Source organism: Prosthecodimorpha hirschii (genome assembly GCF_001305515.1).
Classification (GTDB): domain Bacteria; phylum Pseudomonadota; class Alphaproteobacteria; order Rhizobiales; family Ancalomicrobiaceae; genus Prosthecodimorpha; species Prosthecodimorpha hirschii.
In genome coordinates this window covers 2,548,785-2,572,353 of record NZ_LJYW01000001.1, presented here as the reverse complement: position 1 = coordinate 2,572,353, position 23,569 = coordinate 2,548,785, and the positions used below count along the sequence as shown (strand labels likewise).

At 70.0% G+C, this 23,569-nt stretch carries 19 protein-coding genes; 9 read left to right on the top strand and 10 right to left on the bottom strand.

The genetic code is table 11. From position 1 onward, the window contains the following. Positions 1-115: 115 nt before the first annotated feature. The 4 genes from ABB55_RS11300 to ABB55_RS11285 form a co-directional block, all read right to left on the bottom strand. The gene (locus ABB55_RS11300) at positions 116-3,277 is read right to left on the bottom strand and encodes a putative bifunctional diguanylate cyclase/phosphodiesterase (protein WP_054358894.1); all 3,162 of its coding nucleotides are present in this window, start codon (positions 3,275-3,277) and stop codon (positions 116-118) included. 7 nt (positions 3,278-3,284) lie between these two features. Then, positions 3,285-4,379, bottom strand: a complete 1,095-nt coding sequence (locus tag ABB55_RS11295; RefSeq protein WP_054358893.1) for a TRAP transporter substrate-binding protein — start codon at positions 4,377-4,379, stop codon at positions 3,285-3,287. 195 nt (positions 4,380-4,574) lie between these two features. Beyond that, entirely contained in the window at positions 4,575-4,970 is a 396-nt protein-coding gene (locus ABB55_RS11290; RefSeq protein ID WP_054358892.1) for a hypothetical protein, read from the bottom strand. A gap of 170 nt (positions 4,971-5,140) precedes the next feature. Then, on the bottom strand, positions 5,141-6,418 hold the full coding sequence (locus ABB55_RS11285; RefSeq protein WP_054361992.1) for a flavin monoamine oxidase family protein: 1,278 nt from the start codon (positions 6,416-6,418) through the stop codon (positions 5,141-5,143). A gap of 206 nt (positions 6,419-6,624) precedes the next feature. On the opposite strand from ABB55_RS11285, the gene ABB55_RS11280 reads away from it, so the two are divergent. The 5 genes from ABB55_RS11280 (at position 6,625) to ABB55_RS11260 (ending at position 12,176) form a co-directional block, all read left to right on the top strand. Further along, positions 6,625-7,860, top strand: coding sequence for a BaiN/RdsA family NAD(P)/FAD-dependent oxidoreductase (locus ABB55_RS11280; protein ID WP_054358891.1), 1,236 nt, complete (start codon positions 6,625-6,627; stop codon positions 7,858-7,860). Between the two features lie 146 nt (positions 7,861-8,006). Then, a complete protein-coding gene (locus tag ABB55_RS11275) occupies positions 8,007-9,503 on the top strand; it encodes a xylulokinase (protein WP_152982008.1) in 1,497 nt (498 codons plus the stop codon). A 1-nt stretch (position 9,504) separates the two neighbouring features. After that, the gene (locus ABB55_RS11270; RefSeq protein ID WP_054358889.1) at positions 9,505-10,446 is read left to right on the top strand and encodes an ABC transporter permease; all 942 of its coding nucleotides are present in this window, start codon (positions 9,505-9,507) and stop codon (positions 10,444-10,446) included. Positions 10,447-10,482: 36 nt separating this feature from the next. Continuing rightward, positions 10,483-11,427 (top strand): sugar ABC transporter substrate-binding protein, encoded by a 945-nt coding sequence (locus ABB55_RS11265; protein ID WP_054358888.1) that lies wholly within the window; start codon positions 10,483-10,485, stop codon positions 11,425-11,427. Then, positions 11,424-12,176 carry an ATP-binding cassette domain-containing protein gene (locus ABB55_RS11260; protein ID WP_054358887.1) on the top strand — a complete coding sequence of 251 codons (753 nt, stop codon included), beginning with the start codon at positions 11,424-11,426 and terminating at the stop codon, positions 12,174-12,176. Before ABB55_RS11265 ends, ABB55_RS11260 begins: the two co-directional genes overlap by 4 nt. A gap of 34 nt (positions 12,177-12,210) precedes the next feature. Here ABB55_RS11260 and ABB55_RS11255 read toward each other — a convergent pair whose 3' ends face one another. The 6 genes from ABB55_RS11255 to infC form a co-directional block, all read right to left on the bottom strand. Then, complete coding sequence (locus ABB55_RS11255; protein WP_054358886.1) at positions 12,211-12,852, bottom strand: glutathione S-transferase family protein; 642 nt, start codon at positions 12,850-12,852, stop codon at positions 12,211-12,213. A 391-nt stretch (positions 12,853-13,243) separates the two neighbouring features. Next, positions 13,244-13,507 carry a con-10 family general stress protein gene (locus ABB55_RS11250; protein ID WP_054358885.1) on the bottom strand — a complete coding sequence of 88 codons (264 nt, stop codon included), beginning with the start codon at positions 13,505-13,507 and terminating at the stop codon, positions 13,244-13,246. Positions 13,508-13,594: 87 nt separating this feature from the next. After that, complete coding sequence (fumC, locus tag ABB55_RS11245; protein ID WP_054358884.1) at positions 13,595-14,992, bottom strand: class II fumarate hydratase; 1,398 nt, start codon at positions 14,990-14,992, stop codon at positions 13,595-13,597. Positions 14,993-15,110: 118 nt separating this feature from the next. After that, the gene (locus ABB55_RS11240) at positions 15,111-16,187 is read right to left on the bottom strand and encodes a DUF2336 domain-containing protein (protein ID WP_054358883.1); all 1,077 of its coding nucleotides are present in this window, start codon (positions 16,185-16,187) and stop codon (positions 15,111-15,113) included. A 676-nt stretch (positions 16,188-16,863) separates the two neighbouring features. Next, positions 16,864-17,427, bottom strand: coding sequence for a putative glycolipid-binding domain-containing protein (locus tag ABB55_RS11235; RefSeq protein ID WP_054358882.1), 564 nt, complete (start codon positions 17,425-17,427; stop codon positions 16,864-16,866). 227 nt (positions 17,428-17,654) lie between these two features. Continuing rightward, positions 17,655-18,194 carry a translation initiation factor IF-3 gene (gene infC / locus ABB55_RS11230; protein ID WP_054361991.1) on the bottom strand — a complete coding sequence of 180 codons (540 nt, stop codon included), beginning with the start codon at positions 18,192-18,194 and terminating at the stop codon, positions 17,655-17,657. 288 nt (positions 18,195-18,482) lie between these two features. Between infC and ABB55_RS11225 the strand changes: the two genes are divergently transcribed. The 4 genes from ABB55_RS11225 (at position 18,483) to ABB55_RS11210 (ending at position 23,533) form a co-directional block, all read left to right on the top strand. After that, on the top strand, positions 18,483-19,337 hold the full coding sequence (locus tag ABB55_RS11225) for an alpha/beta hydrolase (RefSeq protein ID WP_083463542.1): 855 nt from the start codon (positions 18,483-18,485) through the stop codon (positions 19,335-19,337). A 201-nt stretch (positions 19,338-19,538) separates the two neighbouring features. Then, a complete protein-coding gene (gene ggt, locus ABB55_RS11220) occupies positions 19,539-21,296 on the top strand; it encodes a gamma-glutamyltransferase (protein ID WP_054358881.1) in 1,758 nt (585 codons plus the stop codon). Between the two features lie 160 nt (positions 21,297-21,456). Continuing rightward, positions 21,457-22,236: a 3-hydroxybutyrate dehydrogenase gene (locus ABB55_RS11215; protein WP_054358880.1), complete on the top strand. Its 780-nt coding sequence runs from the start codon at positions 21,457-21,459 to the stop codon at positions 22,234-22,236. Between the two features lie 100 nt (positions 22,237-22,336). Next, entirely contained in the window at positions 22,337-23,533 is a 1,197-nt protein-coding gene (locus tag ABB55_RS11210; RefSeq protein WP_054358879.1) for an acetate/propionate family kinase, read from the top strand. The last annotated feature ends 36 nt before the right edge of the window (positions 23,534-23,569 follow it).

Below are 23,569 nucleotides of genomic sequence, written 5' to 3'. Positions count from 1 at the left end.
CTCCTGCGGTGAGGAAGGTCGGCTCATCCATGAGCGCATGTTGTGACAGGTCTGTGAAGCCTGTCGGCTTATGCCACGGGCCATGCCCGGGCCCGGCTTTTCCGGAAGGTTCGTTTCAGTGGCTGGTCCCGCCGCGGGCGATGCGCGGCGCGGCGGCAAGCTGTGCCGGCATGTCCAACTGGGCCAGCGCCGCCAGGATCGGTTTCGGCTTGCCGAGCAGATAGCCCTGGCCCTCGGTGCAGCCGAGGCGGCGGACCAGATCGAGCTGTTCCTTGGTCTCGATGCCTTCCGCCGTGGTTGCCATGCCGAGACGCTGGGCGAGTTCGACCACGGAGGTCACGATGGCGGCGCAGTCCGAGCGGGTCGTGGCCTCGCGGACGAACAGCTTGTCGATCTTGATCTTGTGGAACGGGAAGCGGCGCAGGTAGCTCAGCGACGAATAGCCGGTGCCGAAATCGTCGAGCACGATGCGCACGCCCAGATCCCGCAGCCTGTGCAGGTGGGCGATGATCCGCGGATCATCGCCGAGCAGGGCGGATTCGGTGATCTCCAGTTCGAGCCGCGACGGCGCCAGGCCGGCTTCGCCGAGCGCGTCGATGATGATCGAGACGGTCGAATCGTTCTTCAGCTGGACCGGCGACAGATTGACGGCGACCATCACGTCGGCCGGCAGGCCGACGATGTCGGTCGATGCGCGATTGATCGCCCAGGCGCCGATTTCGTTGATCAGTCCGGTCTCCTCGGCGATCGGCACGAAGTCGGCCGGTGAGATGACCCCGCGCTCAGGGTGGTTCCAGCGCAGCAGCGCCTCGAAGCCGAGCACCCGGCCGGTCGCCAGTTCGAACAGCGGCTGGTAGGCGAGCGAGAACTGCTCCTCGCGCAGGGCCCGGCCCATTTCCTCCTCGATGGCCATCCGCTGCAGCAGGCGGGCTTCCATCCGGGGTTCGAACTGCGCGTAGGTGCCTCGCCCGCTGCCTTTGGCCTCGTAGAGGGCCAGGTCGGCATTCTTGAGCAGGCCGTCGACATCGGCGGCCCGCTCCTTGGCCAGGGCGGCGCCGATGCTGACCCCGATCGTCACCATGCGGTCGCCGAGCGTGAAGGGTGCGCCGATGGCGGCAATGATCCGGTCGGCGACGGCGCGCGCCTTGACGCCGGCATTGCGGCTGCGCAGCGCCACCGCGAACTCGTCGCCGCCCAGCCGGGCGACCAGATCGGAACGGCGCAGGCTGGCGCGCAGGCGGGCGGCCACGCCGGCCAGGAGCAGGTCGCCGGCCGGATGGCCGAGCGTGTCGTTCACGTCCTTGAACTTGTCGAGGTCGAGACAGAGCAGGGCGACCTGTTCGCCGCGTTCCTCGGTCTCCGCCAGCATGGCTTCGAGCCGGGTGCGGAACAGGATCCGGTTCGGCAGGCCGGTGACCGGATCGTGGTGGGCCAGGAAGCGGATGCGCTGCTCGGCGCGCTCCTTCTCGGTCACGTCCTCGTAGATGGCGACGAAGCCGCCTTCCGACATCGGCCGCTGGGTGACCGACAGGGCGAAGCCGTTCTTGCCGGAGGCGACGAAAGTTCCCGACTGACGTTGGGCCGCCATGTCCAACTGACGCCGGCTCATCTCGCCGAGGACGCTCGGGTCGATCATGCCGCCGCTGCTGCCCGTGACGAACAGCGCCTCGATCTTCATGCCCTGGCGGATCGGACTGTCGTGACCCAGCATGGTTCTGAAGCGTTCGTTGCAGACGATGACGGCACCGTCGGAATCGGCCATCAGCAGGCCGTGGGGCATGTTGTTCAAGGCGGCGTCGAACAGGATGTTCTGGGTGCGCAGGGCCCGGTCGCGCTCCAGCAGGACCTTGTTCTGGGCCTGCACCACCGCCATGGTCTCGTTGATGCGGTCATGGGCGGTGCCGAGTTCCTCCTGCGCCTGCTTGATCGCGGTGATCTCGGTCCGGATGCCGACCACGCCGCCGCTGGCGGTGCGCCGCTCGGTCACCAGAATCCAGCGACCGTCGGGCAGAAGCCGCTCGATGGTTTCGTTCGCCTCGCGGTGCGAGGCGACGGCCCGGCGGACGAACTTCTCCAGATCGTCGCCGGCCTGGGGATACTGGCCGGCCAGCGCGCCGCCGCGGATGATGTCCTCGAACAGGGCGCCGGGCTTGATGAAGGGCTTGCTCGCCGCGTAGAGGTCGCGAAACCGTTCGTTGCAGACGATCAGGCGGTCGTCGGCATCCCACATCACGAAGCCGTCCGACATCGACTGGATCGCGTCTTCGAGCTGCAGCTGGGCGCGCTGGCGTTCGCCCTCCAGCCGGGCCTGCCGCTTCAGGGCGGTCGAGAGGCTGGCCCCGAAGGCGACGATCAGTAGGCCCGCCAGCGTGGTGATCGCGATGATGCGGTTGCGGTCGCGCAGCCAGTCGGCAAGGGCGACGTCGGTTTGGAGCGACGCCTCGATCTGGATGCCGTCATAGAGCGTGACGCGCGAACTCGACAGCGTGGCGCGGCGATCCTCGGAGGCCGCCGCCTTCGGTGGAGCCCCGGGCGCCGTGGCGGGGGAGGGCTCGGCGACGGATGCCGCCATGGCCAGTTCGTCCTGCGGCACCATGGCCAGCAGGCGGCCGTCCTGGCGCTCCAGCCGCAGGCGGATGCCCGGGACGGTGATGAGGGACGACAACGATGTCGTGATCCCGTCGATCGCGATCTCTGCGATCGCGATCATCCGGCCCTGGCCGGGAACGATCACCGAGCGCGCCAGATAGGCGACCCAGTCGCCGAACATCGGATCCTTCTCGGGGCCGAGCAGGATGCTCGATCCGATCTGCAGCCGGCTCGCCTGCATCCACAACGGCGTCGAGGGCAGACGCGGGCGCTGTTGCGCGGAGGCCCATGCGGTGCCGTCGGGCGACAGCAGGATCAGGTCGCGAAAGGCAAAATTCTGGTCGTTCAGGCTGCGCAGGATCGCCTCGGTGGCCTTCTTGCGCACGGCACCGTCTTCGCCGGCCACCACCTCTCCCAGCATGACCGGCAGACTGACCAGCGCGCTGTCGACCTGCAGCATGTGCCGATTGAACAGGCTCTGAGCGACCTTCGTCGAGCGGTCCAGTTCCAGCTCGGCGGCATTCAGGGCCGTCCGGCGGGTATGTTCGAGCACGATGGCGACGCCGCCGATCAGAAACGCGAGAACCAGCAGCACGCCGGCGGCCAGGGCCGCATGGAACGGGCGGCGGGCGCCGTGAAGGCGGGTCCATTCCGCGCCGGTCTCCGGTCTGTCGAGGTCGCTCGTCATGGCGGGCTCACCGTATCGGCGCCGGTACGGGGACAGCCCGTACGGGGCCGCCGTCCTGAGGCTCGACCACGGCGATTCCGGTCGGTTCGGCCAGGATCTCGTTCCAGGTTCGGGCACAATTCGCGCCGCAGCGTGCGATCCAGCGCGGCAGGACCGTGTCGACCAGCAACCGCCGGCGCAGGGCCTCGTCCTCGGGCGCGGCCGGGACCAGCCTCATCTGTCCGCGCCGACCCGTGGTGCAGGTCGGCTGGCCGAGATTGCATGCCATGCCGGCGCGGGTTTCGGCTTCGGCGGAGTCCCAGATCCGGTGTTCCAAATCCGCGATGCCCGCGCGCAGCACCGCCTGAAGGTCGTCCGGGATCGCATGCCAAAAGGCCGCGTGGGCGGCGAAGACGGAGACGCCCCAGGTGATCGCCATGCCGTGAATGTGGCTCGTCACGTCGTGCAGTCCGATCTGGTTGCCGCTCAGGGTGCCGGTCACGGCGCAATCGGCCAGTCCCTTGACGATCACCGGCACGGTTTCGCTGAAGGCGGTCTGGACCGGGATCGCCCCGATGGCGCTGAACAGTTCAGACTGCCCGATGGCAGAGGTACGGATGCGGCGTCCGGATAGATCGCTCAACTGGTGGAACGGTTTCTTGCAGAAGACCACCTGTGCCGGGTAAATGTAGATGGAGAGCAGCTCAAGGCCGTACTTTTCGGCCAGAAGGGTCGCGATCCGCGGCCGAAGGGCGTTGGCGGTCCGGCGCAGGCTCGCAAAGTCGGGATTCAAGCCGGCCAGATCGAGCGCGTTCAACTCGGGCTCTTCGCCGGCCAGCGAGACCAGGATCGTCCCCAGGGGAACCACGCCGGTCTGCATCAGATGCAGCATTTCCTGCGCGCGCAATCCGGCCTGATCGAACGCGTGGATCCGCGCCGTCAGTCGCCCCCGGCTCAGGGTGGCGATTTCCCGCGTCCAGAAAGGCTCCTCGAAACGGGTGTACTGGCTGACATTGCCGAGGCCACCGATCACGTTCAGTTGTACCGGCTCGGCGTTCGCCGCGCCCGCCCAAGCGATCGTCGCCGCCATGATTGCGCGGCGGAGCCCGTTCAGCCAGCCCATTCCTCGGCACCTCGACATGCCCGCTCCAGAGCGCGCGCCAGCACCGGCAAGGAATACGCGCCAATCCTTAAAGCTTCGGAACGTTTATGGAGCGGTGTGGAGCGTTCCGGTTGTTGCACGGTGTATCGCCCGACAACGCGAAAGGCCCCGGCCGCCTTGCGGCGGCCGGGGCCCCTATCCCAGCCTTCGGGGATATCAGTGGCTGGTGGCGGCGCGGCCGACCACGTAGCCGGTGCCGGCGCCGACGGCGATCGCCTGCACGGCGGTCGGGTGCCAGCCGAAGATGTGCAGGTGCTTCTGGCCGATCCAGCCCGGATGGGCATGCAGGGCGCCGCCGGCAATGCCGCCGACGATGATGCTGCCGGCGACGATGGCGTAGCGCACGTCGGAGATCGGCGCGCCGTTGGCCTTGTAGTAGCCGCAGTTGACGAAGTCCTGCGGCACGGTGCTGGCGCAGGTCTGGGCGACCAGCTTGGCGCGGGCGGCCGGGGTGTTCAGCGTCGCATTGTAGTCGTCGATCCAGCCGGCCGAAGCGGAAGCGGTCATGGCGATCGAGACGACGGCAGCGGCGGCGACACTCGCAAGCTTCATGGAAATACTCCGGACTCTGTACAGTGGAGATGCAGGAGCGGATGCTCCGGCACCTTTGCGTCTATGGGAAACCGGCGCCGAAATCAACGATTGCCTGGGCCGTGCGGGGGGGCGATTGCTGGTGTGGTGAAATCGATCTGCGCCGCGAGGCTAAATTTGAATCGAATGCATTAAGCTCCGTCGCCGCACGGACGGCCGTTTTGGTGCCCGATGGCCGCGAGGGCCTCCTCGGCGGCCCGCCGGCCCGACAGGTAGGCGCCGTGCGCGGTCGAATAGGCGCTGGTATGGGTCGCTTCGCCGGCGAAGAACAGGCGGCCGTCGACCGGGGCGGCCAGGCGTGACCGGTCGCCGGCATGGCCCGGCAGCGCGATCGAATAGGAACCGCCGGAGAACGGATCCTGCGCCCAGGCGGTGACGGCGACCGGCTTCAAGACCTTGCGGATGTCCGCGCCGAACAGGCCGGCCAACTCGTCGAGCGCGAAGGCCGCCGCGGCGTCCGGACCCGCGCGCTCCAGGTCGCGCGCGAAGGGGCCGCCGAAATAGGCCTCGACCATCGGCCAGTCGAAGCGGCGCAGGTGATAGCTGCCGGTTCCGGCGCGATCCTTGGCGCCGAAGACATGGCCGGCCGGCAGGGCGTCGGGCTCGAGGATGGACAGGAAGACCTTGTCGGCGACGCCGAGCGGCAGGCCGGCCGCGGCATCCCGGTGGTCGGCCAAGGCCGGGAAGAAGGCGAGATGCCCGGAGGCCAGCACGGGCGTCGGCACGGTGACGATCGCGGTCCGGCAGCGCACGATGCCCCGCGGCGTCTCCAGCCGGATGCGCGGGCCGGAATGGTCGACGCGCGCGACCGGGCAGCCGGTGACGATCGGCAGGCCTTCCGCATGCGCGGCGACCAGCGTGCCGTAGCCGGCCGGCAGGCGCCAGTTCTCCTCGGTATCCTCGTAGGCGTCGAAGTCGCGGATCGAGGTGTCGGCGAGCGAGGTCCCGTTGATGTAGCTGTTGATGGCCTCGATCAGCGGCGTCCAGCGGGCGGCCGGATCGACCAGATCGCTCGCCGGACGGTCGGGCCCGGGCGCGGCCGCGGCCTCCGCCAGCCGGGCGAAGAAGCCGTCGAGATCGGCCCGATAGGCCTCGATCTCGCCGGGCGCGAACAGGGTGCCGCCGGCCTGCGTGCCCCAGGCCGGATCGGACCGGTCGATGGCGAAGCCGGCGGCCTCGGCGATCGCCGTCCAGGGATTGCGACCGGCCGAATGCAGCCAGGCGCAGCCCATGTCGAGCGGGTGCGGCGCGCGATCGACGACCGTCCAGGCCCGCCCGCCGACCCGGTCGCGGGCTTCGAGAACGACCGTCGCAACACCGGCCTCGGCGAGCCGCCGCCCGGCCGCGATGCCGGCGGCACCGGCGCCGATCACCGCAACATCGATCTCGTCGGGCAGGGAACGGCTCATGGAAACCTCGCGATGGCCGCCGGCGACAGCCCTGTGGTCGAAGAGTGCGGGGTTCGGATCGACGAGACGGAGGAGCACCGTCCGTCTCGATCGAACCACGAGGGACCGGCCTCATCTAGGCCGTGCGGCCGGAGGGGTAAAGGGACGGCGCTTGCGTCCGCCGGGGCGATCCCGCATAGCTCCGGTCCATCGCATGAGGAGAGACCATGGCCGATCGTCCCGAAGTCGCCGTCATCGGCGGCGGCCCCGCCGGGCTGATGGCGGCCGAAACCATCGCTGAGGCCGGCGCGCGGGTGACCGTCTACGACCGGATGCCCTCGGTCGGGCGCAAGTTCCTGATGGCCGGCCGGGGCGGGCTCAACCTGACCCATTCGGAGCCTTTCGATCGCGTCGTGACGCGCTATCGCGAGGCGGCCGAGCGGTTGCGGCCGGCGTTGGAGGCCTTTCCGCCCGAGGCCCTGCGCGCCTGGGCCGAGGCGCTCGGCGAGCCCACTTTCATCGGCACCAGCGGCCGCGTCTTTCCGAAGAGCTTCAAGGCCTCGCCGCTGCTGCGCGCCTGGCTCGGCCGGCTCGCCCGCCTCGGCGTGACGTTTCGCCCGCGCTGCCGCTTCGTCGCCTTCGCGGCCGATGGCGGGCTTGAATTCGAGACGCCGTCCGGCCTTGAGACCGTGCGTCCGGCGGCCGCGGTCTTCGCGCTGGGCGGGGCCAGCTGGCCGCGGCTCGGCACGGATGGGACCTGGGTCGAGCCGTTCCGGGCGGCCGGGCTCGCGGTGGCGCCGCTGCTGCCGGCCAATGCCGGCGTCGAGATCGCCTGGTCGGATATCTTCCGCGAGCGCGCGGCCGGCGAGCCGCTGAAGCGGGTCGCCCTGACGGCGGCCGGCGAGACCGTGCGCGGCGAGGCGCTGGTGACCGCCGAAGGGCTGGAGGGCGGCGCCGTCTATGCGCTCACGGCAGCGATCCGGGCCGCGCTCGCGGCCGGACCGGTCACGCTGACGGTCGATCTGAAGCCGGACCTTTCGGCCGGCGCGCTCGCCCGCGCGCTGGAGCGGACCCGGTCGCGCGACAGCCTGACGAACCGCCTGCGCAAGGGCGCCGGCCTGGCGCCGGCCGCCATCGGCGTGCTGCGCGAGGGCCACGGCCGCGACCTGCCGTCCGATCCGGCCGCCCTCGCGGCGCTGATCAAGGCCGTCCCGCTCGCCGTCACCGGCGCCCGCCCGCTCGACCGGGCGATCTCGTCGGCCGGCGGCCTCGCCTTCGAGGCGCTCGACGACCGCTATGCCATCGTCGGCCGGCCGAGCTGCTTCGCGGCCGGCGAGATGCTCGATTGGGAGGCGCCGACCGGCGGCTACCTGTTGCAGGCGGCCTTCGCGACCGGTGCGGCCGCCGGTCGCGGCGTGATCGCCCATCTCGGCCTCGCGCCGGACGGTCCGGCCGAAACCTGACTGTGCCGGCATTCGGCCCCGACGGCTTGGAGTGCGGGGCAAGGCCCTAAAATCTCTGGGCCTTCGCTCGCCATGCCTTGACCGCATCCCGGCCGCGGCCGATGGTCCGGGCGTCCCGCCAACCGCCTGCGACCCGAACCGATCCCGTGCAGACCGTTCTCGCCTGTGACCTCGGCGGCACCAGCTTTCGCGCCGCATTGATCGATGCCGGCGGGGTGACGATCGCCGAGGCGGCGCGCCCGACCGGCATCCCGGTCGCGCCCGACGGCCGCTCCGAAGTCGATCCCGAGATCTGGTGGCAGGCGCTGATCGCCTGCGCGGGCGATCTGGCGGAATTCGCGCCGGAAGCCTTCGCGGCGGTGGCGGGGATCGGCATCTGCGGCATCACCCGCAGCCAGGTCTGCCTTGATGCCAGCGGCGCGCCGCTCGGCCCGGCCATCACGTTCCGCGACAGCCGCGCCGCCGCCGGGCTTTCGGGCCTGCGCGAGCGCCTGCCGCCCGATCATCCCGAGACCGGCCAGGTCAATGCCGCCCATCCGGTCGCCCGGCTCGCCGTCCTGCCGGAGGCCTTGCGCGGCCGGCTGGCCGCGGTCGTCGACCCGAAGGACGATCTCAACCGCCGCCTGACCGGCCGGGTCGCCAGCGATCCGGTCTCGCTCGCCCGTCTCGCCGCCGCCGCACGGCCCGGGCCGGACGGACGCAGCCTGCTGCAGGCGATCGGCCTCTCGGACGGCATCGTGCCGGACCTGCGCGATCCGACCGCCGCGGTCGGCCCGGTGCTTCGCGGCCTGCCGGCGCCGCTCGACCGGCTCGGCGGCCGGCCGGTCTTCTGCCTCTGCAACGACACCTGGGCCGGCGTCCTCGGCCTCGGCGCGCTGCGGCCGGGCTATGCCTACGATCTGTCCGGGACCACCGAGGTGCTCGGCCTGGTCGACGACCGGCCGCTCGCCGCACCGGGGCTGATGACGGTCGACTGGGGCGTCGGGCTGCACCAGCTCGGCGGTCCGAGCGACAACGGCGCCGATACGCTGGCCTGGCTGGTCGATCTCCTCGGCCAGGGCGGCGGCGACATCGGCGGCGCGCTCGACCGCCTGCTGGCAACTCCGCGCGATCCCCGGCCGCTCCTGTTCCTGCCCTATCTGCAGGGCGAGCGGGTGCCGCTCTGGCAGCCGCAGCTGCGCGGCGCCTTCCTGGGGCTCGACCGCCGGCACGGGCCCGCCGATCTGGCCTGGGCGCTGCTCGAGGGGGTCGCCTTCACCAACCGCATGGTGCTGGAGCGCGCCGAGGCGGCGGCCGGGCGTCCGGTCGTCGAGGTCCGCTTCGGCGGCGGCGGCGCGGGCAGCCGGGTCTGGGCGGCGATCAAGGCCGACATCCTCGGCCGACCCGTGGTGACCGCAGGAACGCGCGAACCCGGCCTGCTCGGTGCCGCGATCGCGGTCTGGACGGGGCTCGGCCGGCATGCTTCGCTCGGCGCCGCGCAAGCCGCCCTGACCGGGACCGGCCTGCGCTTCGATCCCGATCCGGCCCGCCGCACCGTCTACGAGCCCATGTTCGAGCTGTTCCGCCGTTCCGTCGATGCCGTCCTGCCCGTCTCGGAGGCGCTCGGCCGCCTCCGGGCGCCGAGCCGAGAGAGTGCCCCCTGACATGCGCGCCGTATTCGAAACCTGGGGCACCGCGCTGGCCGGCCTCGCCGTGGTCCTGTTCTTCGTCGTGGCCGCGCCGAACTTTGCCTCGCCGACCAACCTGCTCAACATCGTCAAGGAGACCAGCTTCCTGGCGATCCTGGCGCTCGGCTTCACGCTGGCGCTGATCACGGCCGAACTCGATCTCTCGATCGCCGACGTGGCCAGCCTCGCCGCGGTCGTGACCGGCTTCCTGATCCATGGCGGCCATCCGCCGGCGCTTGCGGTCGCGGCCGGGCTCGGCGTCGGCCTCCTGTGCGGCCTCGTCAACGGCGTCTCGGTGACGCGCCTGCGCGTGCCCGCCCTGATCGCCACGCTCGGCATGGCCGCGATGGCGCGCGGCCTCGGCTTCATGCTGACCGAGGGCGTCTCCTTCGTCGGCCGCTGGCCGACCGGGTTCACCGGGCTGGCGCGGGCGAGCGTCTGGGGCATCCCGGCGCTGGTGCTGTGGATGGCCGGCGCGGCCGCGATCGCGCTCGTCCTCGTCAAGGCGACCCGCACCGGTGCGCGCATGACCGCGACCGGGGAAGCCGAGGAGGCGGCGCGGCTCTCCGGCATCGCGACGGCGCGCATGAAGCGGATCGGGCTGGCGCTGTCCGGCCTCGCCGCCGGCCTGACCGCCGTGCTCCTGACCGCCAGCCTGTCCTCGGCCGCCCCCAACATGGCGGGCGACTACTTCCTCTATGCCATCGCGGCGGTGCTGCTCGGCATGACCATGGTCGAGCCCGGCCGCGCCAACATTCCCGGCACGCTGATCGCCGCGCTGACGCTGAAAGTGCTCGGCAACGGCCTCGTGCTGATGGGAGCGGCCTATTACGTGCAGGACATCGTGCTCGGTTTCATTATCATCGCCTCGGTCGCGGTGTCGGCCTCCGTCATGCGCAAGGCGCCCCTTCGCCTCTGACCCCACCCAAGCTCCGGACAGAACGGGAGATCCACCATGCTGAAGCCCCTCGTCGCCGCCGCGGCCGGTCTTGCCGCCCTTCTCGGGGCGAGCGTCGCCGCACCCGCCTTCGAAGTCGGCATCGTCGCCTTCCAGATGTCGTCGGAGACCCATGCCCGGGTCGCCAATGCGGCCGCCGACGAGGCCAAGAAGAACGGCTGGTCGGTCACGCTGCTCAATTCCGAGGGCTCGCTGCCCAAGCATACCGAGCAGCTCGACACGCTGATCCAGAAGAAGGTCGACGCCATCGTGGTGGCGATGGGCAAGCCGGTCGAGGCCGAGGCGCAGCTGAAGGCGATCAAGGACGCCAAGATCCCGCTGGTCACCGTGATGGCCGGGGCGAGCCCGCATGCGCTGTTCGACGTGCAGGTCAACGAATACAAGGTCGGTGCGGAAGCGGCGCTCTACCTGCTCGGCCAGCTCGGCTACCAGGGCAACATCATGACCGTCCGCTTCGACGGCAATGTCGGCACCCGCATCCGCGGCAAGGTGCTGGATGCGGTCCTGTCCGAGAATACCGGCGTCAAGGAACTCGGCAAATTCTCCATGGCCCGCACCCAGAGCTGGCGCGACGACGTGCGCAACGGCATGCAGGCGCTGGTCCTGAAGAACCAGGGCCAGTTCAAGGGCATCTGGGCCTCCTTCGACGGCCAGGCCTATATCGTCGACGACATGCTCAAGGCGCAGGGGCTGAAGCGCGGCGACGTGGTGTTGGTCTCCATCGACGGCGGCGCCGAAACCTATCGCCGCATCGCCGATCCGGAGAGCCTGATCAGCGCCACCGTGGCGATCCCCTTCGAGGCCATGGGCCGCAAGGCCTTCGAGGCCGTCGACGGCCTGGTGCGCAAGAAGCTGACCAAGGAGACCTTCACGGCCGGCCCCTACCTGTTCATGGATGCCGAACTGGTCGATGCCTCCAACGTGAAGTCCTATCTGAAGTGACGCCGATCCTCTCCCTGGCCGGCATCACCAAGCGCTATGGCGGCGTCGAGGCGCTGAAGGGCGTCGATCTCGACGTCCACCAGGGCGAGATCCTGGCGGTGTGCGGCGACAACGGTGCCGGCAAGTCGACCCTGATCCGCATCGTCTCCGGCGCCCACGAGGCGTCCGGCGGCGAGATGCGGCTCCATGGCGCGCCGGTCGTGTTCCGCTCGCCGCACGATGCGCTGACGCGCGGGATCGCGACCATCTACCAGGATCTCGCGCTCGCCCCGCGGCTGTCGATCGCCGAGAACGTGTTCATGGGCGCCGAACTGGTGCGCCCGCTGCTGCTGCCCTTCGTCAAGATGCTCGACCGGAAGGGCATGCGGACCGCCGCGCGCGGCTATCTGGAGCGGCTGCAGGTGCCGGTCACCGACATGCGCCGGCCGGTCGAGCGGCTGTCGGGCGGCCAGCGCCAGGCGGTCGCGATCGCCCGCGCGCTGCACTGGAACGCGCGTCTGGTGATCATGGACGAGCCGACCGCCGCGCTCGGCGTCAAGGAGACCGGGCTGGTGCTCGATCTGATCCGCCGGCTGAAGGCGGAGGGGCGCACCGTCGTCCTGATCAGCCACAACATGGCCGACGTGGTCGCGCTCGCCGACCGCGTCGCCATCTTGAAGGGCGGCCGCAAGGTGATCGACCGCCCGCTGAAGGGGCTCGACGCCGACACGCTCGCCCACATGGTGATGACCGGCGTCGACCGGACCTGACGGCGGCGGCGGCTCGGCTCCGGGCCGCCCGGCGTCAGGCCGGCACGAGGCCGTTCGGCATCGCCTCGTAGGGCGCGCGCCAGCCCGGCAGTTCGGACAGCCGATCGGCCCAGGCCGCGACGGCCGGGAACTCGCGGTCGAGATCGAAGCCGGTCTCTTCGACGGGGTAGAACATGTATCCGGCCATCGAGATGTCGGCGATGGTCGGCCGGTCGCCGACGATGAACGGACGGGCCGACAGGCGCTTCTCGGCCGTGGCGAGCGCACCGCGGGCGCGGGCGGCCAGGAAGGCGATCACCTCCGGATGGCCCTTCGGCTCGGCCAGATGCCGGAGCCAGCGATGCGTCGCGAAATAGCTGGTGAATTTGTGGTTGTCGAACAGGATCCAGCGCCAGATCTCGCGGCGCTCGGCCTCCGTCTCGGCCCCGAAGCGGCCGAGCTGCCCGGCGAGATAGTCGAGAATGACGCCCGACTGGCTCAGCCGCTGACCGTCATGTTCGAGCACCGGCACCTCGCCGAGTTCGCTGATGCCCTCGCGGAATTCGGTGCCGCGGGTGGCGCCGCCGAAATAGTCGACGAAGACGGGCTCCCAGTCGGCGCCGCAGAGGTCGAGCATCATGGCGACCTTGTAGGCATTGCCGGATTGGGCGAAGCAGTGGAGCTTGAAGTCGGCCATGGCTGTGTCGTTCCGGTCCGCTGCGGTGGGGGACCCGGCGCCGGCGGCAGCCGAACGCGCAAGGTCTCCAGCGTCAAACATGGATTTGCCCTGCCGGCGCCGGTCGGACGCAGGCAGGGCCACCGGAACCATGATGCCGGGCGGAGGGGCGGACAAGCGCATTTCGTTGATGCCAAGCATCAACCGGACGCATGAACCGGACAGGGGGCGGGTGCCGCCGGCGAGGCGCGGCCGAGCCGCCGAGGGCGGCGCGCCTCATACCAACGGCCCAGGATGCTGACGCATCGGGCCGACGCATCGGGCCATTGAAGCAACGCGAATTTCTCATAGGCGTCAGCGGCATGAGAAATCCGCGTGTCGAAGACCGACGATCCTTTCATGACCGTCGGTATCACGCCTCGCTGGCGCGATCGGACGCCTGTCCTCCCTTTCGGCCGGCCGCGGCGGCCAGTTCGCGGCTGCGCGAGAAGCTGCGCTTCTCGTCCGGGACGCTCTGCCCGCCCTTGCGGCCGGCGGCCGCCGCCAGCTCCGGGTTCATGGAAAAGCTGCGCTTCTCCTGCGGGACGCTTTCGCCGCCCTTGCGGGCGATCTCGCGCTGCCGGGCCGGATCCATGGCCGCAAAGCCGCGATTCGATTTCGTCTTCTTGCCTGCCATCGGTGTCTCCTCAAGCCGCGTTGGCGCCCGGGAGATCAACGAACCGGCGGGTGGTTGGTTCCTGCCGCTGACCGCCGCGTCCGGCGGTCAGGGATGGGTCATGTCGATCGGCACGATGAACCGGTCGAAATCCTCCGCCGTGACCTTGCCGGAGGCGAGCGCGGCCGCGCGCAGGGTGGTGCCGCCCTTGTGGGCCGCCTTGGCGATGGCCGCGGCGGCGTCGTAGCCGATATGGCGGTTGAGGGCGGTCACCAGCATCAGGTTCTTGTCGAGGTTCTCGGCGATCCGGGCGCGGTTCGGCTCGATGCCGCGGGCGCAGTGCTGCTCGAAGGCGAGTGCGGCGTCGGACAGGAGCGCGATGCTCTCCAGCACGTTGTGGACCATCACGGGCTTGTAGACGTTGAGCTGGAAATTGCCCTGGCTGCCCGCGAAGGCGACCGCCGCGTCGTTGCCGAAGACCTGGACGCAGACCATGGTCAAGGCCTCCGACTGGGTCGGATTGACCTTGCCGGGCATGATCGACGAGCCGGGCTCGTTCTCCGGGATGATCAGTTCGCCGATGCCGGTGCGCGGTCCGCTCGCCAGCCAGCGCACGTCGTTGGCGAGCTTCATCAGCGATCCGGCCAGCGTCCGCAGCGCCGCCGACATGTCGACCAGGGCGTCATGGGCGGCGAGCGCGAAGAACTTGTCGGGCGCCGAGCGGAACGGCTGGCCGGTCAGGTCCGCGATCTTCTCGGCGGCGAGCGCGCCGAAGCGCGGATGGGCGTTGAGGCCGGTGCCGACCGCGGTGCCGCCGATGGCAAGATCGAGGAGCCCCGGCAGGGCGCGCTGCACGGCCGCCAGCCCGAAATCGAGCCCGGAGACCCAGGCGCCGATCTCCTGGCCGAGCGTGATCGGGGTGGCATCCTGCAGGTGGGTGCGGCCGGTCTTGACCACGTCCGCATAGGCGACCGCCTTGGCGGCCAGCGTGTCGCGCAGCGCGGTGATCGCCGGGACCAGCCGCGTCTCCAGTTCGGCGACCACGGCGATGTGCATCGCGGTCGGGAAGGTGTCGTTGGAGGATTGGCCGCGATTGACGTGATCGTTGGGATGGACCGGCGTCTTGGTGCCGAGCGTGCCGCCCGCCATCTCGATCGCCCGGTTCGAGATCACCTCGTTGGCGTTCATGTTCGACTGGGTGCCGGAGCCGGTCTGGAACACGACCAGCGGGAAATGCCCGTCGAGACGGCCGTCGATGACCTCGTCGGCCGCGGCGACGATCAGGCGCGCGGTCGGTTCGGGCAGCTCGCCGAGCTCGGCATTGGCGAGCGCGGCGGCCTTCTTGAGGATGCCGAGGGCGCGGATGATCGCGCGGCCCCAGCGGAACCGGTCGGTGCCGATCGGGAAATTGCCGATCGAGCGCTGCGTCTGCGCGCCCCAGTAGCGGTCGGACGGCACCGCGACGGCGCCCATCGTGTCGGTTTCGGTGCGGATCTGATCGGCCATGGCGGGGGTCCCGGTCTCGCGGCAAGACCCGGCATATGGCGTCGATCCGGCGCCGGCGGAAGGGTCGCTTTGCGCCGGGCAGGTCTGCCGGAGGCCGGGAGTAGCGCCGGAGCGCGCCTCAGCGCGAGGACATCCGGCTCGAACTGCGCTTCTGATGGAATTTCAGCGCCCGGTCGGCCGTGCCGGGGGTCATGTCGCGGTACTCGCGCAGCATCTGGTCCGCCTGGGTGGCGCCGAGGCACAGCCGTTCGCAGCGCAGGCCGGTCAGTTCGCCGTAGACGGCGGCCGAGATCTCCAGATGCCGGCAGATCACCGCGATGGCCGTCGAGTTGACCTTGTGGAGCGCGTTGGAGACATGCGCTTCCGGCACTTCGGCCAGTTCCGCCAGGACGTAGATCACGTCCATCACCCGCTTCTGGCGGATCAGGCCGGACAGCACCTCGTCGGTCGGCTTGCGCCCGTTCTGCACGTCGACCACCATTGCGCGGACCTCCGCCCGCTGGCGGTGCATGTCGAGCCGCGCGACCTCCATCGTATCCGTTGCCGCTTCGACCACCTCGTCGAGCTTCACCCGGTCGGTCCGGGCCATGTCGCCGAGCGCGCGCCGGGCGGCCGGACTGATGATGCGGATGACGTTGTCGATGACGGCGGGCGGAAAGTCAGAACGGTCGATCATGGCGTGGGCGAGCCTGTGATTGGTCGCGGCGACATCGGCGAGACGGGTGGTGGCGCGGCCGGAGAAGCGGGCGCCGCGGTTGCGCGTGACGGTCTCCAGGACGGCATCGCCGCCATGGTCGACCAGGGCGTCGGTCACCTTCTCGGGCAAGGTCTCGCGCTGGGCGATGGCGATGCGATGCTGATCTGACTTGCGGCCCGTGATGGCCACCAGGTCGTCTTCGGTCAGGACGCTGGAATAGCGCAGGACCGGCGCGGCGACGGGCGCCTCGTCCTCCGCGAAGGCGAGGGCAAGCGCGCGCGGCGTGCGCCCGACATGGGCGACGCGCTCGGACACCGCGGCCCGGTCGGTCACCTGGGTCTGGTGCAGGATGGCCCCGAGCACCTCGCCGAACAGAACGATCTCGCGATCATTGTAGCGTTCGGCACCCTCCACGAAGAGGTCGGAAACGGCGAGGAAGAGCTCCCGCCTTTCCTCACCGAGCCCGGCTCTGGCCAGCTCGACGAGCCTGTTCAACATGATCGGTCCTCCCTGCGGCTTCCCGTCCCGGTCCCGGGACGCGCGGCCCCGGGGCTGGGCAAGCCCAGGCCGGCGCGAAAGCCATCTCCGACAAATGCCCGATCGCCGCGCGCCGGACATTCGGCGGCCACGGCAGGCAGGGCATCTCGACGAGCAGGATGAGCGACAAAGATTGCCGATCGGTAGACCGGCGTGGTGACTCTGTTCGAAGACAAACCGGTAAAATTCGATCCGAACGGTATTGGTCGACCGCGCAAAGGTTGTAAGACGTTGTTCCGGCTGCGCTTGACGATCGGATCGACGGCCGAAATGCCTCATAAACCATTCGATGGATTTGGAGAGAATGGAGGATGCTACGGAAGCGTCGCAGATCCTCTGATTTTTCGGAAAAATGTATCGAACGGGCCGAACGCGCTCTGTCCCGGTCGTCGGCGCGGGCTTGGGTCGCAGGCGCGGCGCGGGATGGCCGAGCCGGGACTGTCGACGGCGGGGTCCGGTCCGTGCCGATGCCGGCGGCGGATGCCAGGGGCGCAGGCCGATCGCGAGTGGGCCTTCATAGCAACGGCCCAGGCCGCCGACGCATCCGGCCGTTGAAGCAGCGCGAATTTCTCATAGGCGTCAGAGGCATGAGAAATTCGCGCATCGAATGCCGACGATCATTCCGTGACCGTCGGTATCAGGCGGTCGCTTCGGCGGGGTCCGCGATGCGGTCCAGGCGTCCGGCCCAGGCCGCCAGAAAGCCGTCCGGGTCGAGCCGGATGTCGGCGTCGCCGACGCGGTAGTGGCGGCCGGGCTCGAGGCAGAGATAGGCCACGCGGCGGCGCTCGAGCGTCATCTCCGGAACCGCCAGCACGAGCGTGTCGATCTCCTGGGTGCGGCCGGTCTTCCAGGTCTGGCGCTTGAGCGTGGCGATCAGGCCGAGCGGCGTCGCGCCCAGGTCGACATCGAGCAGGCCGGCGAATTCCTTGCGCTTGGCGCCGGCGCCGTCGGTCCACTCGCCGAAACCGTCATGACGCAGCGCCAGGGTGGGGCCGCCGAGCAGCGTAAGGTGGATGCTGCGCAGCGCGGCCCAGTCGGCATCCGCCGTCACTCGGTAGCGCAGGCCGTAGCCCTGCTCGCCGCGGCCGCCGATCACGACGCCCTCGGCCGTGATGCCGGTATCGGCGATCTTGAGGACGCAGTGTTCCAGCCCGCCGTCTGCGGGAGACTGCCAGCGGATCGCGAGCGAACGGTCGGTCATGCCGGGAACGGGGCCTCGGTCGCGCCGATCCTGTCGATCAGGAGCCCGTGTGGCAAACCGGTCCTCCCGTTCATGGTCCGGCATGGCAGCAGAAACGGCGAAGGTGCGGCATGGCTCCGTCGCCGACGGCTCGATCGAGACGACCCGAGCGGTCCGTCCCGCCTATCGCAAACTCGGCCCCGTCCGGTCCCGGGCCATGGCCGGGAGCGGCGCCGGACCGACGATCCTCACCGGGGGGTGAGGATCATGATCATCTGCTTGCCTTCGAAACGCGGTTCCGATTCGACCTTGGCCATGTCGCCGAGATCATGCCGCACGCGCTCCAGAAGCTGATAGCCGAGATCCTGGTGAGCCATTTCGCGGCCGCGGAAGCGCAGGGTGATCTTGACCTTGTCGCCTTCCTCGAAGAACGAACGCGACTGACGCATCTTCACGTCATAGTCGTGATCGTCGATATTCGGCCGGAGTTTGATCTCCTTGATCTCGACGACCTTCTGGTTCTTGCGAGTCTCGGCCGCCTTCTTCTGCGACTGATACTTGAAGCGACCGAAATCGAGAATCTTGCAGACGGGCGGTTCGGACTGGGGTGCGATCTCGACGAGATCCAGCCCGGCCTCCTCGGCCATGCTCAAGGCATCGAAGAAGGAGATCACGCCGAGGTTCTTGCCCTCGTCGTCGATCAACTGAACCTGGGGTACCCCGCGGATCTCCCGGTTGATACGGGGCCCCTCCTTAAGGGGCACAGGCGCACGGAAAGGACGGCGAATGGTCGTTGTCTCCTCTGACGTTGCGGTCGTTGTCACCGGCTCGGCGGTTGGCATCGGGACGCAGGAAGCCCGGTGCGCCCTTGCGCACCAGGGTCCGATCCGACGATGAGCAGCGAACGGTCGGTGAACCTGGAAAATCCGCCCTTTTCGGCTGCGAGTCAACGGCAGAACGGCGGATCCCGAAACCAATATGGGGGCACGGTCGGCCTGGGTGAAGCCCGGATGCCCGACTTGCCACGCCGCGGAGGCGATCCTATCGATGTCGGCAAGGCCACACGAGGAGCCGCCATGACCCTGCCGTCCGATCCGCCGACCGCCTGCCGCATCACCGTCGGGACCGGTGCGGCGGCGCGCGACATCGCGATTCTGCGCCGTTCCGGGCGGGCGCCCGGCCTCGTCTGGCTCGGCGGCTTCCGCTCCGACATGACCGGCACCAAGGCGGTCGCCCTCGACCAATGGGCCGCGCAGACCGGCCGCGCGGCGACCCGCTTCGACTATTCCGGCCACGGCGCCTCGGGCGGCGATTTCGCCGACGGCACCATCTCGCGCTGGCTCGAAGAGGCCGTCGCGGTGTTCGAGCGCGAGACCGAAGGCGATCAGATCCTGGTCGGCTCGTCCATGGGCGGCTGGATCGCCCTGCTGCTCGCCCTCGACCAGCGCCGCAAGCAGACGGCGCGCATCCGGGGGCTGGTGCTGATCGCGCCGGCGCCGGACTTCACCGAGGCGCTGATGTGGGCGACCTTTCCGGAGGCCGTGAAGGCGCAGATCCTGGAGCGCGGCCGCTACGAGGAGCCGTCGGCCTATGCGGACGAGCCCTATCTGATCACCCGCGCGCTGATCGAGGACGGGCGCAACCATCTGATCCTCGGCGGGCCGATCGAGACCGGATGCCCGGTCCATATCCTGCAGGGCGTCAAGGACCCGGACGTCCCCTGGCGCCATGCGGTCGACCTGGTCACCGCGCTCAGCGGCGACGACGTGGTGCTCACGCTGATCAAGGACGGCGACCACCGCCTGTCGCGTCCGGAGGATATCCGGCGGCTGCTGGCGACGGTCGCGAGCCTGGCGGCCGAGATCGAGACTGCCGGCATCGAGACCGCCGAGATCGAGACCGTCGGTACGGCGGCCCCGCCGCCGGCCTGACGTGCGGCGGCAGCGTGGCGCGGAGGCTGGCGTCGCCGCGCGCGGCGGGTCAAGATCGGGCTAGTGGTCAATTCAATCCGACATTTGCGGGACGCAAATGTCGGATTGAATTGACCACAAAATCAAAAAGTTAGTGGTTCGGATTCACGAGACGGATGGGGACCATCCGTCTCGATCGAACCACTAGGGAGGATACCGTCCATGTCGATTTGCCGTATTGCCGCCCGCCCGCTCGCCCTTGCTGTGGCGCTTCTGACCGCGTCGCCGGCCCTGTCGCAGGGGGCGCCTCCGGGCTGGCCGGCGCCCGGGCAGCCGATCCAGTCGGCGGCCAACCGCCTGCTGCCGGTGATCGGCGCGCACGGCATGGTCGCCAGCCAGGAGGCGCGGGCGACGCGGATCGGCGTCGACATCCTGAAGCGCGGCGGCAATGCGGTCGACGCGGCCGTGGCGGTCGGCTTCGCGCTCGCCGTGACGCTGCCGCGGGCCGGCAATCTCGGCGGCGGCGGCTTCATGATGGTGCATCGCGCCCGCACCAACGAGACCGTGGCGATCGACTACCGCGAGACCGCCCCGGCGGCGGCGACCCGCGACATGTTCCTGAACGAAAAGGGCGAGCCCGATCCGGCGCGCTCGCGCGATTCCGGTCTTGCGGTCGGCGTGCCCGGCACCGTGGCCGGCCTCGCCGAGGCGCATCGCCGCTTCGGCTCCGACCGCTTCACGCTCGCCGAGTTGATCGCGCCGGCGATCGCGCTCGCCCGCGACGGCATCGCGGTGGAGGACGATCTCGCCGACAGCCTGCCGACGGCCACCCGGCTGAAGCGATATCCGTCGACCCGGGCCGTGTTCATGCCGACCGGGGAAAGCCTGACCCGCGGCAGCCTCCTGGTGCAGCGCGACCTGGCCTGGAGCCTGGAGACGATCGCCCGCCAGGGACCGGACGGCTTCTATCGCGGGCCGCTCGCCGAGAAGCTGGTCGCGGCGGTGCGCGGCGCCGGCGGCGTGATGACCGCCGAGGATCTGGCCGGCTACAAGCCGGTGCTGCGCAAGCCGGTGACCGGCACCTATCGCGGCTACGAGATCGTCTCGATGCCGCCGCCGTCGTCGGGCGGCGTGCATCTGATCCAGATCCTCAACATCCTGGAGGGCTTCGATCTCGCCGGCGCGGGTGCCGGCAGCGCCCGGCAGATCCACCTGCTCGCCGAGGCCATGAAGCCCGCCTATGCCGACCGCGCCCAGTTCCTGGGCGATCCGGACCGGGTCAAGATCCCGGTCGCCGGGCTCCTGTCCAAGCGCTACGCCGAGACGCTGCGGGCGCAGATCGATCCCGAGAGGGCCCGCCCCGCCGACGCGATCCGGGCCGGCGATCCGCTGCCCTACGAGAGCGACCAGACCACCCATTTCTCGGTCGTCGACGAGGACGGCAATGCCGTCGCCAACACCTACACGCTGAATTTCAGCTATGGGCTCGGCCTCGTCGCCGAGGGCACCGGCATCCTGCTCAACAACGAGATGGACGATTTTTCGGCAAAGGCCGGCGCGCAGAATGCCTACGGGCTGGTCGGCGGCGACACCAACAGCGTCGCCCCGGGCGCACGCCCGCTGTCCTCGATGACGCCGACCTTCCTGTTCAAGGACGGCAAGCTGGTCATGGTCACCGGCAGCCCGGGCGGCAGCCGGATCATCACCACCGTGCTGCAGGTGATCGTCAACGTGGTCGACAACGGCCTGTCGCTGGCCGAGGCGGTCGCCGCGCCGCGCGTGCATCACCAGTGGCGGCCGGATGCGCTGCTGACCGAGCAGGGCCTGTCGCCCGATACCATCGCGTTGCTGACCGCCCGCGGCCACAAGGTCATGGTCGGCACCACGTCCGGCTCGGCCAATTCGATCGTGGTCGCCCCGGAGGGCTTCCTGGGCGCCGGCGATCCGCGCCAGCGCGGCACGCTGGCGGCCGGCCCCTGACAGGTTCGCGCTGTCGGGGAAGCCATTCTCAGAGCCGTCATCGTTCGGCCCGTACCTTGCTTGGCCGTGCGGACCATCGCGCGCAGTCCGGCCGGCCGGGCAGGATGCGCATGATCGCGGCGCTTTCCTCCCGGCTCACCCGTCGTACCGAGGTTCATCCATGACGTCTCGCCTTGCCATCGTGACCGGCTCCACCAGCGGCATCGGGCTCGGGATCGCCCGACGCCTGGCGCGCGAGGGGCACGCCATCCTGCTGAACGGTCTGGCCGAACCGGACGAGGTCGAGCGCATCCGCGCCGAGATCGCCGCCGAATCGGGCGTGCCGGTCGCGTTCGACGGTGCCGACATGACCGATCCGGCCGCGATCGCCGCCATGATCGCCCGGGCCGAGGCGCAGTTCGGCGCCGTCGACGTGCTGGTCAACAATGCCGGCATCCAGTTCGTCTCGCCGGTCGAGGACTTCCCGGTCGAGCGCTGGGACCGGATCATCGCCATCAATCTCAATGCCGCCTTCCACGCCATCCGGGCCGCGCTGCCCGGCATGAAGGCGCGCCGCTTCGGGCGCATCGTCAACATCGCCTCGGCCCATGCCCTGATCGCCTCGCCCTACAAGTCCGCCTATGTGGCGGCCAAGCACGGCATCGCCGGCCTGACCAAGACGGTCGCGCTGGAGGCGGCCGAATTCGGCGTCACCGTCAACGCCATCGCGCCCGGCTACGTGCTCACCCCGCTGGTCGAGAAGCAGATCCCCGATACCGCCAAGGCGCGCGGCATCACCGAGGAGGAGGTGGTGCGCACCGTGCTGCTGGCCGCCCAGCCGACCAAGCGTTTCGTGGCGATCGAGGAGGTCGCCGCGCTGGCCGCCTTCCTGACCGGCGACGAGGCCGGTTCGATCACGGGCGCAATCATACCGATCGACGGCGGCTGGACGGCACAGTAGAGCCCTGGGGTCGAAACGTTCGTGGTTCGATCGAAACGGATGGCCAGCATCGGTTCCGGTCGGACGCGACGGCAGCGCCAACGGATCGGGAACGCGCCTCATGGACCATCTGCTCGTCGTCAATGCCGGATCGTCCAGCATCAAGTTCCGCATCTACGCGGTGCTGCCGGGCGACCGCCTCGATCTCGACCTGAAGGGCGCCTTCGACGGCATCGGCGCGCATCCGCACCTCTTCGCCGACGACGATCACGGCCGGCGCGTCGAGGACGACGCGTTCACGGCCGGCCAGGTCCCGACCGTGGCGGCGGCGCTCGACCGGCTCGACGACTGGCTTCTGGAACGGCTCGGCGGCGAGCGCCCGGTCGCGGTCGGCCATCGGGTCGTCCATGGCGGGCCGGATTTCGCCAATCCGGTCCCGGTCGACGACGCGGTGATCGCGAAGCTCGAAGCGCTCGTCCCGCTCGCGCCGCTGCACCAGCCGAACAACCTGCTGCCGATCCGGATCATCCGCGACCGGCTGCCCGGCGTGCCGCAGGTCGCCTGCTTCGACACCGCCTTTCATCGCGGCCATCCCGACGTTGCCGACCGGTTCGCCCTGCCCGAGGCGCTCTACCGGGAGGGCGTGCGCCGCTACGGCTTCCACGGCCTCTCCTACGAGTTCATCGCCCACCGCCTCGCCGAAATCGCGCCGGATCTCGCGAAGGGGCGCGTCGTCGCCTGCCATCTCGGCGCCGGGGCCTCGGCCTGCGCGATGGTCGATGGGCGCAGCGTCGAAAGCACGATGGGCTTCACGGCGCTCGACGGGCTGCCGATGGCGACGCGCACCGGCCAGCTCGATCCGGGCGTCGTGCTCTATCTCGTGCAGGCCAAGGGGCTCGGCGCCGCGGCGATCGAGCGGCTGCTCTACCGGGAGAGCGGGCTCCTGGGGCTGTCCGGGGTCTCGGCCGACATGCGCGATCTCGAGGCGAGCCGGGAGCCGGGCGCGGTGCTGGCGATCGACTATTTCGTCCATCGCATCGTGCGCGAGATCGGCGCCCTGGCGGCCGCGATGCAGGGGCTCGACGGGATCGTGTTCACGGCCGGGATCGGCGAGAACAGCGCCGCGCTGCGCGCCCGCGTCATGGAACGGCTCGCCTGGCTCGGCCTCGTCGCCGACCCGGCCGCCAATGCCCGCCGCGACACGGTCGTCTCGGCGGCGGGGAGCCGGGTCCAGGCCCTGGTCGTCCCGACCGACGAGGAATTCATGATCGCGCGCCACACCCTGGCGACGCTGCGCGCGATGGCCCCGGCGGGCTGACCGCGCGAGCCGCCTACCGCGCGACCCGCCCCGATC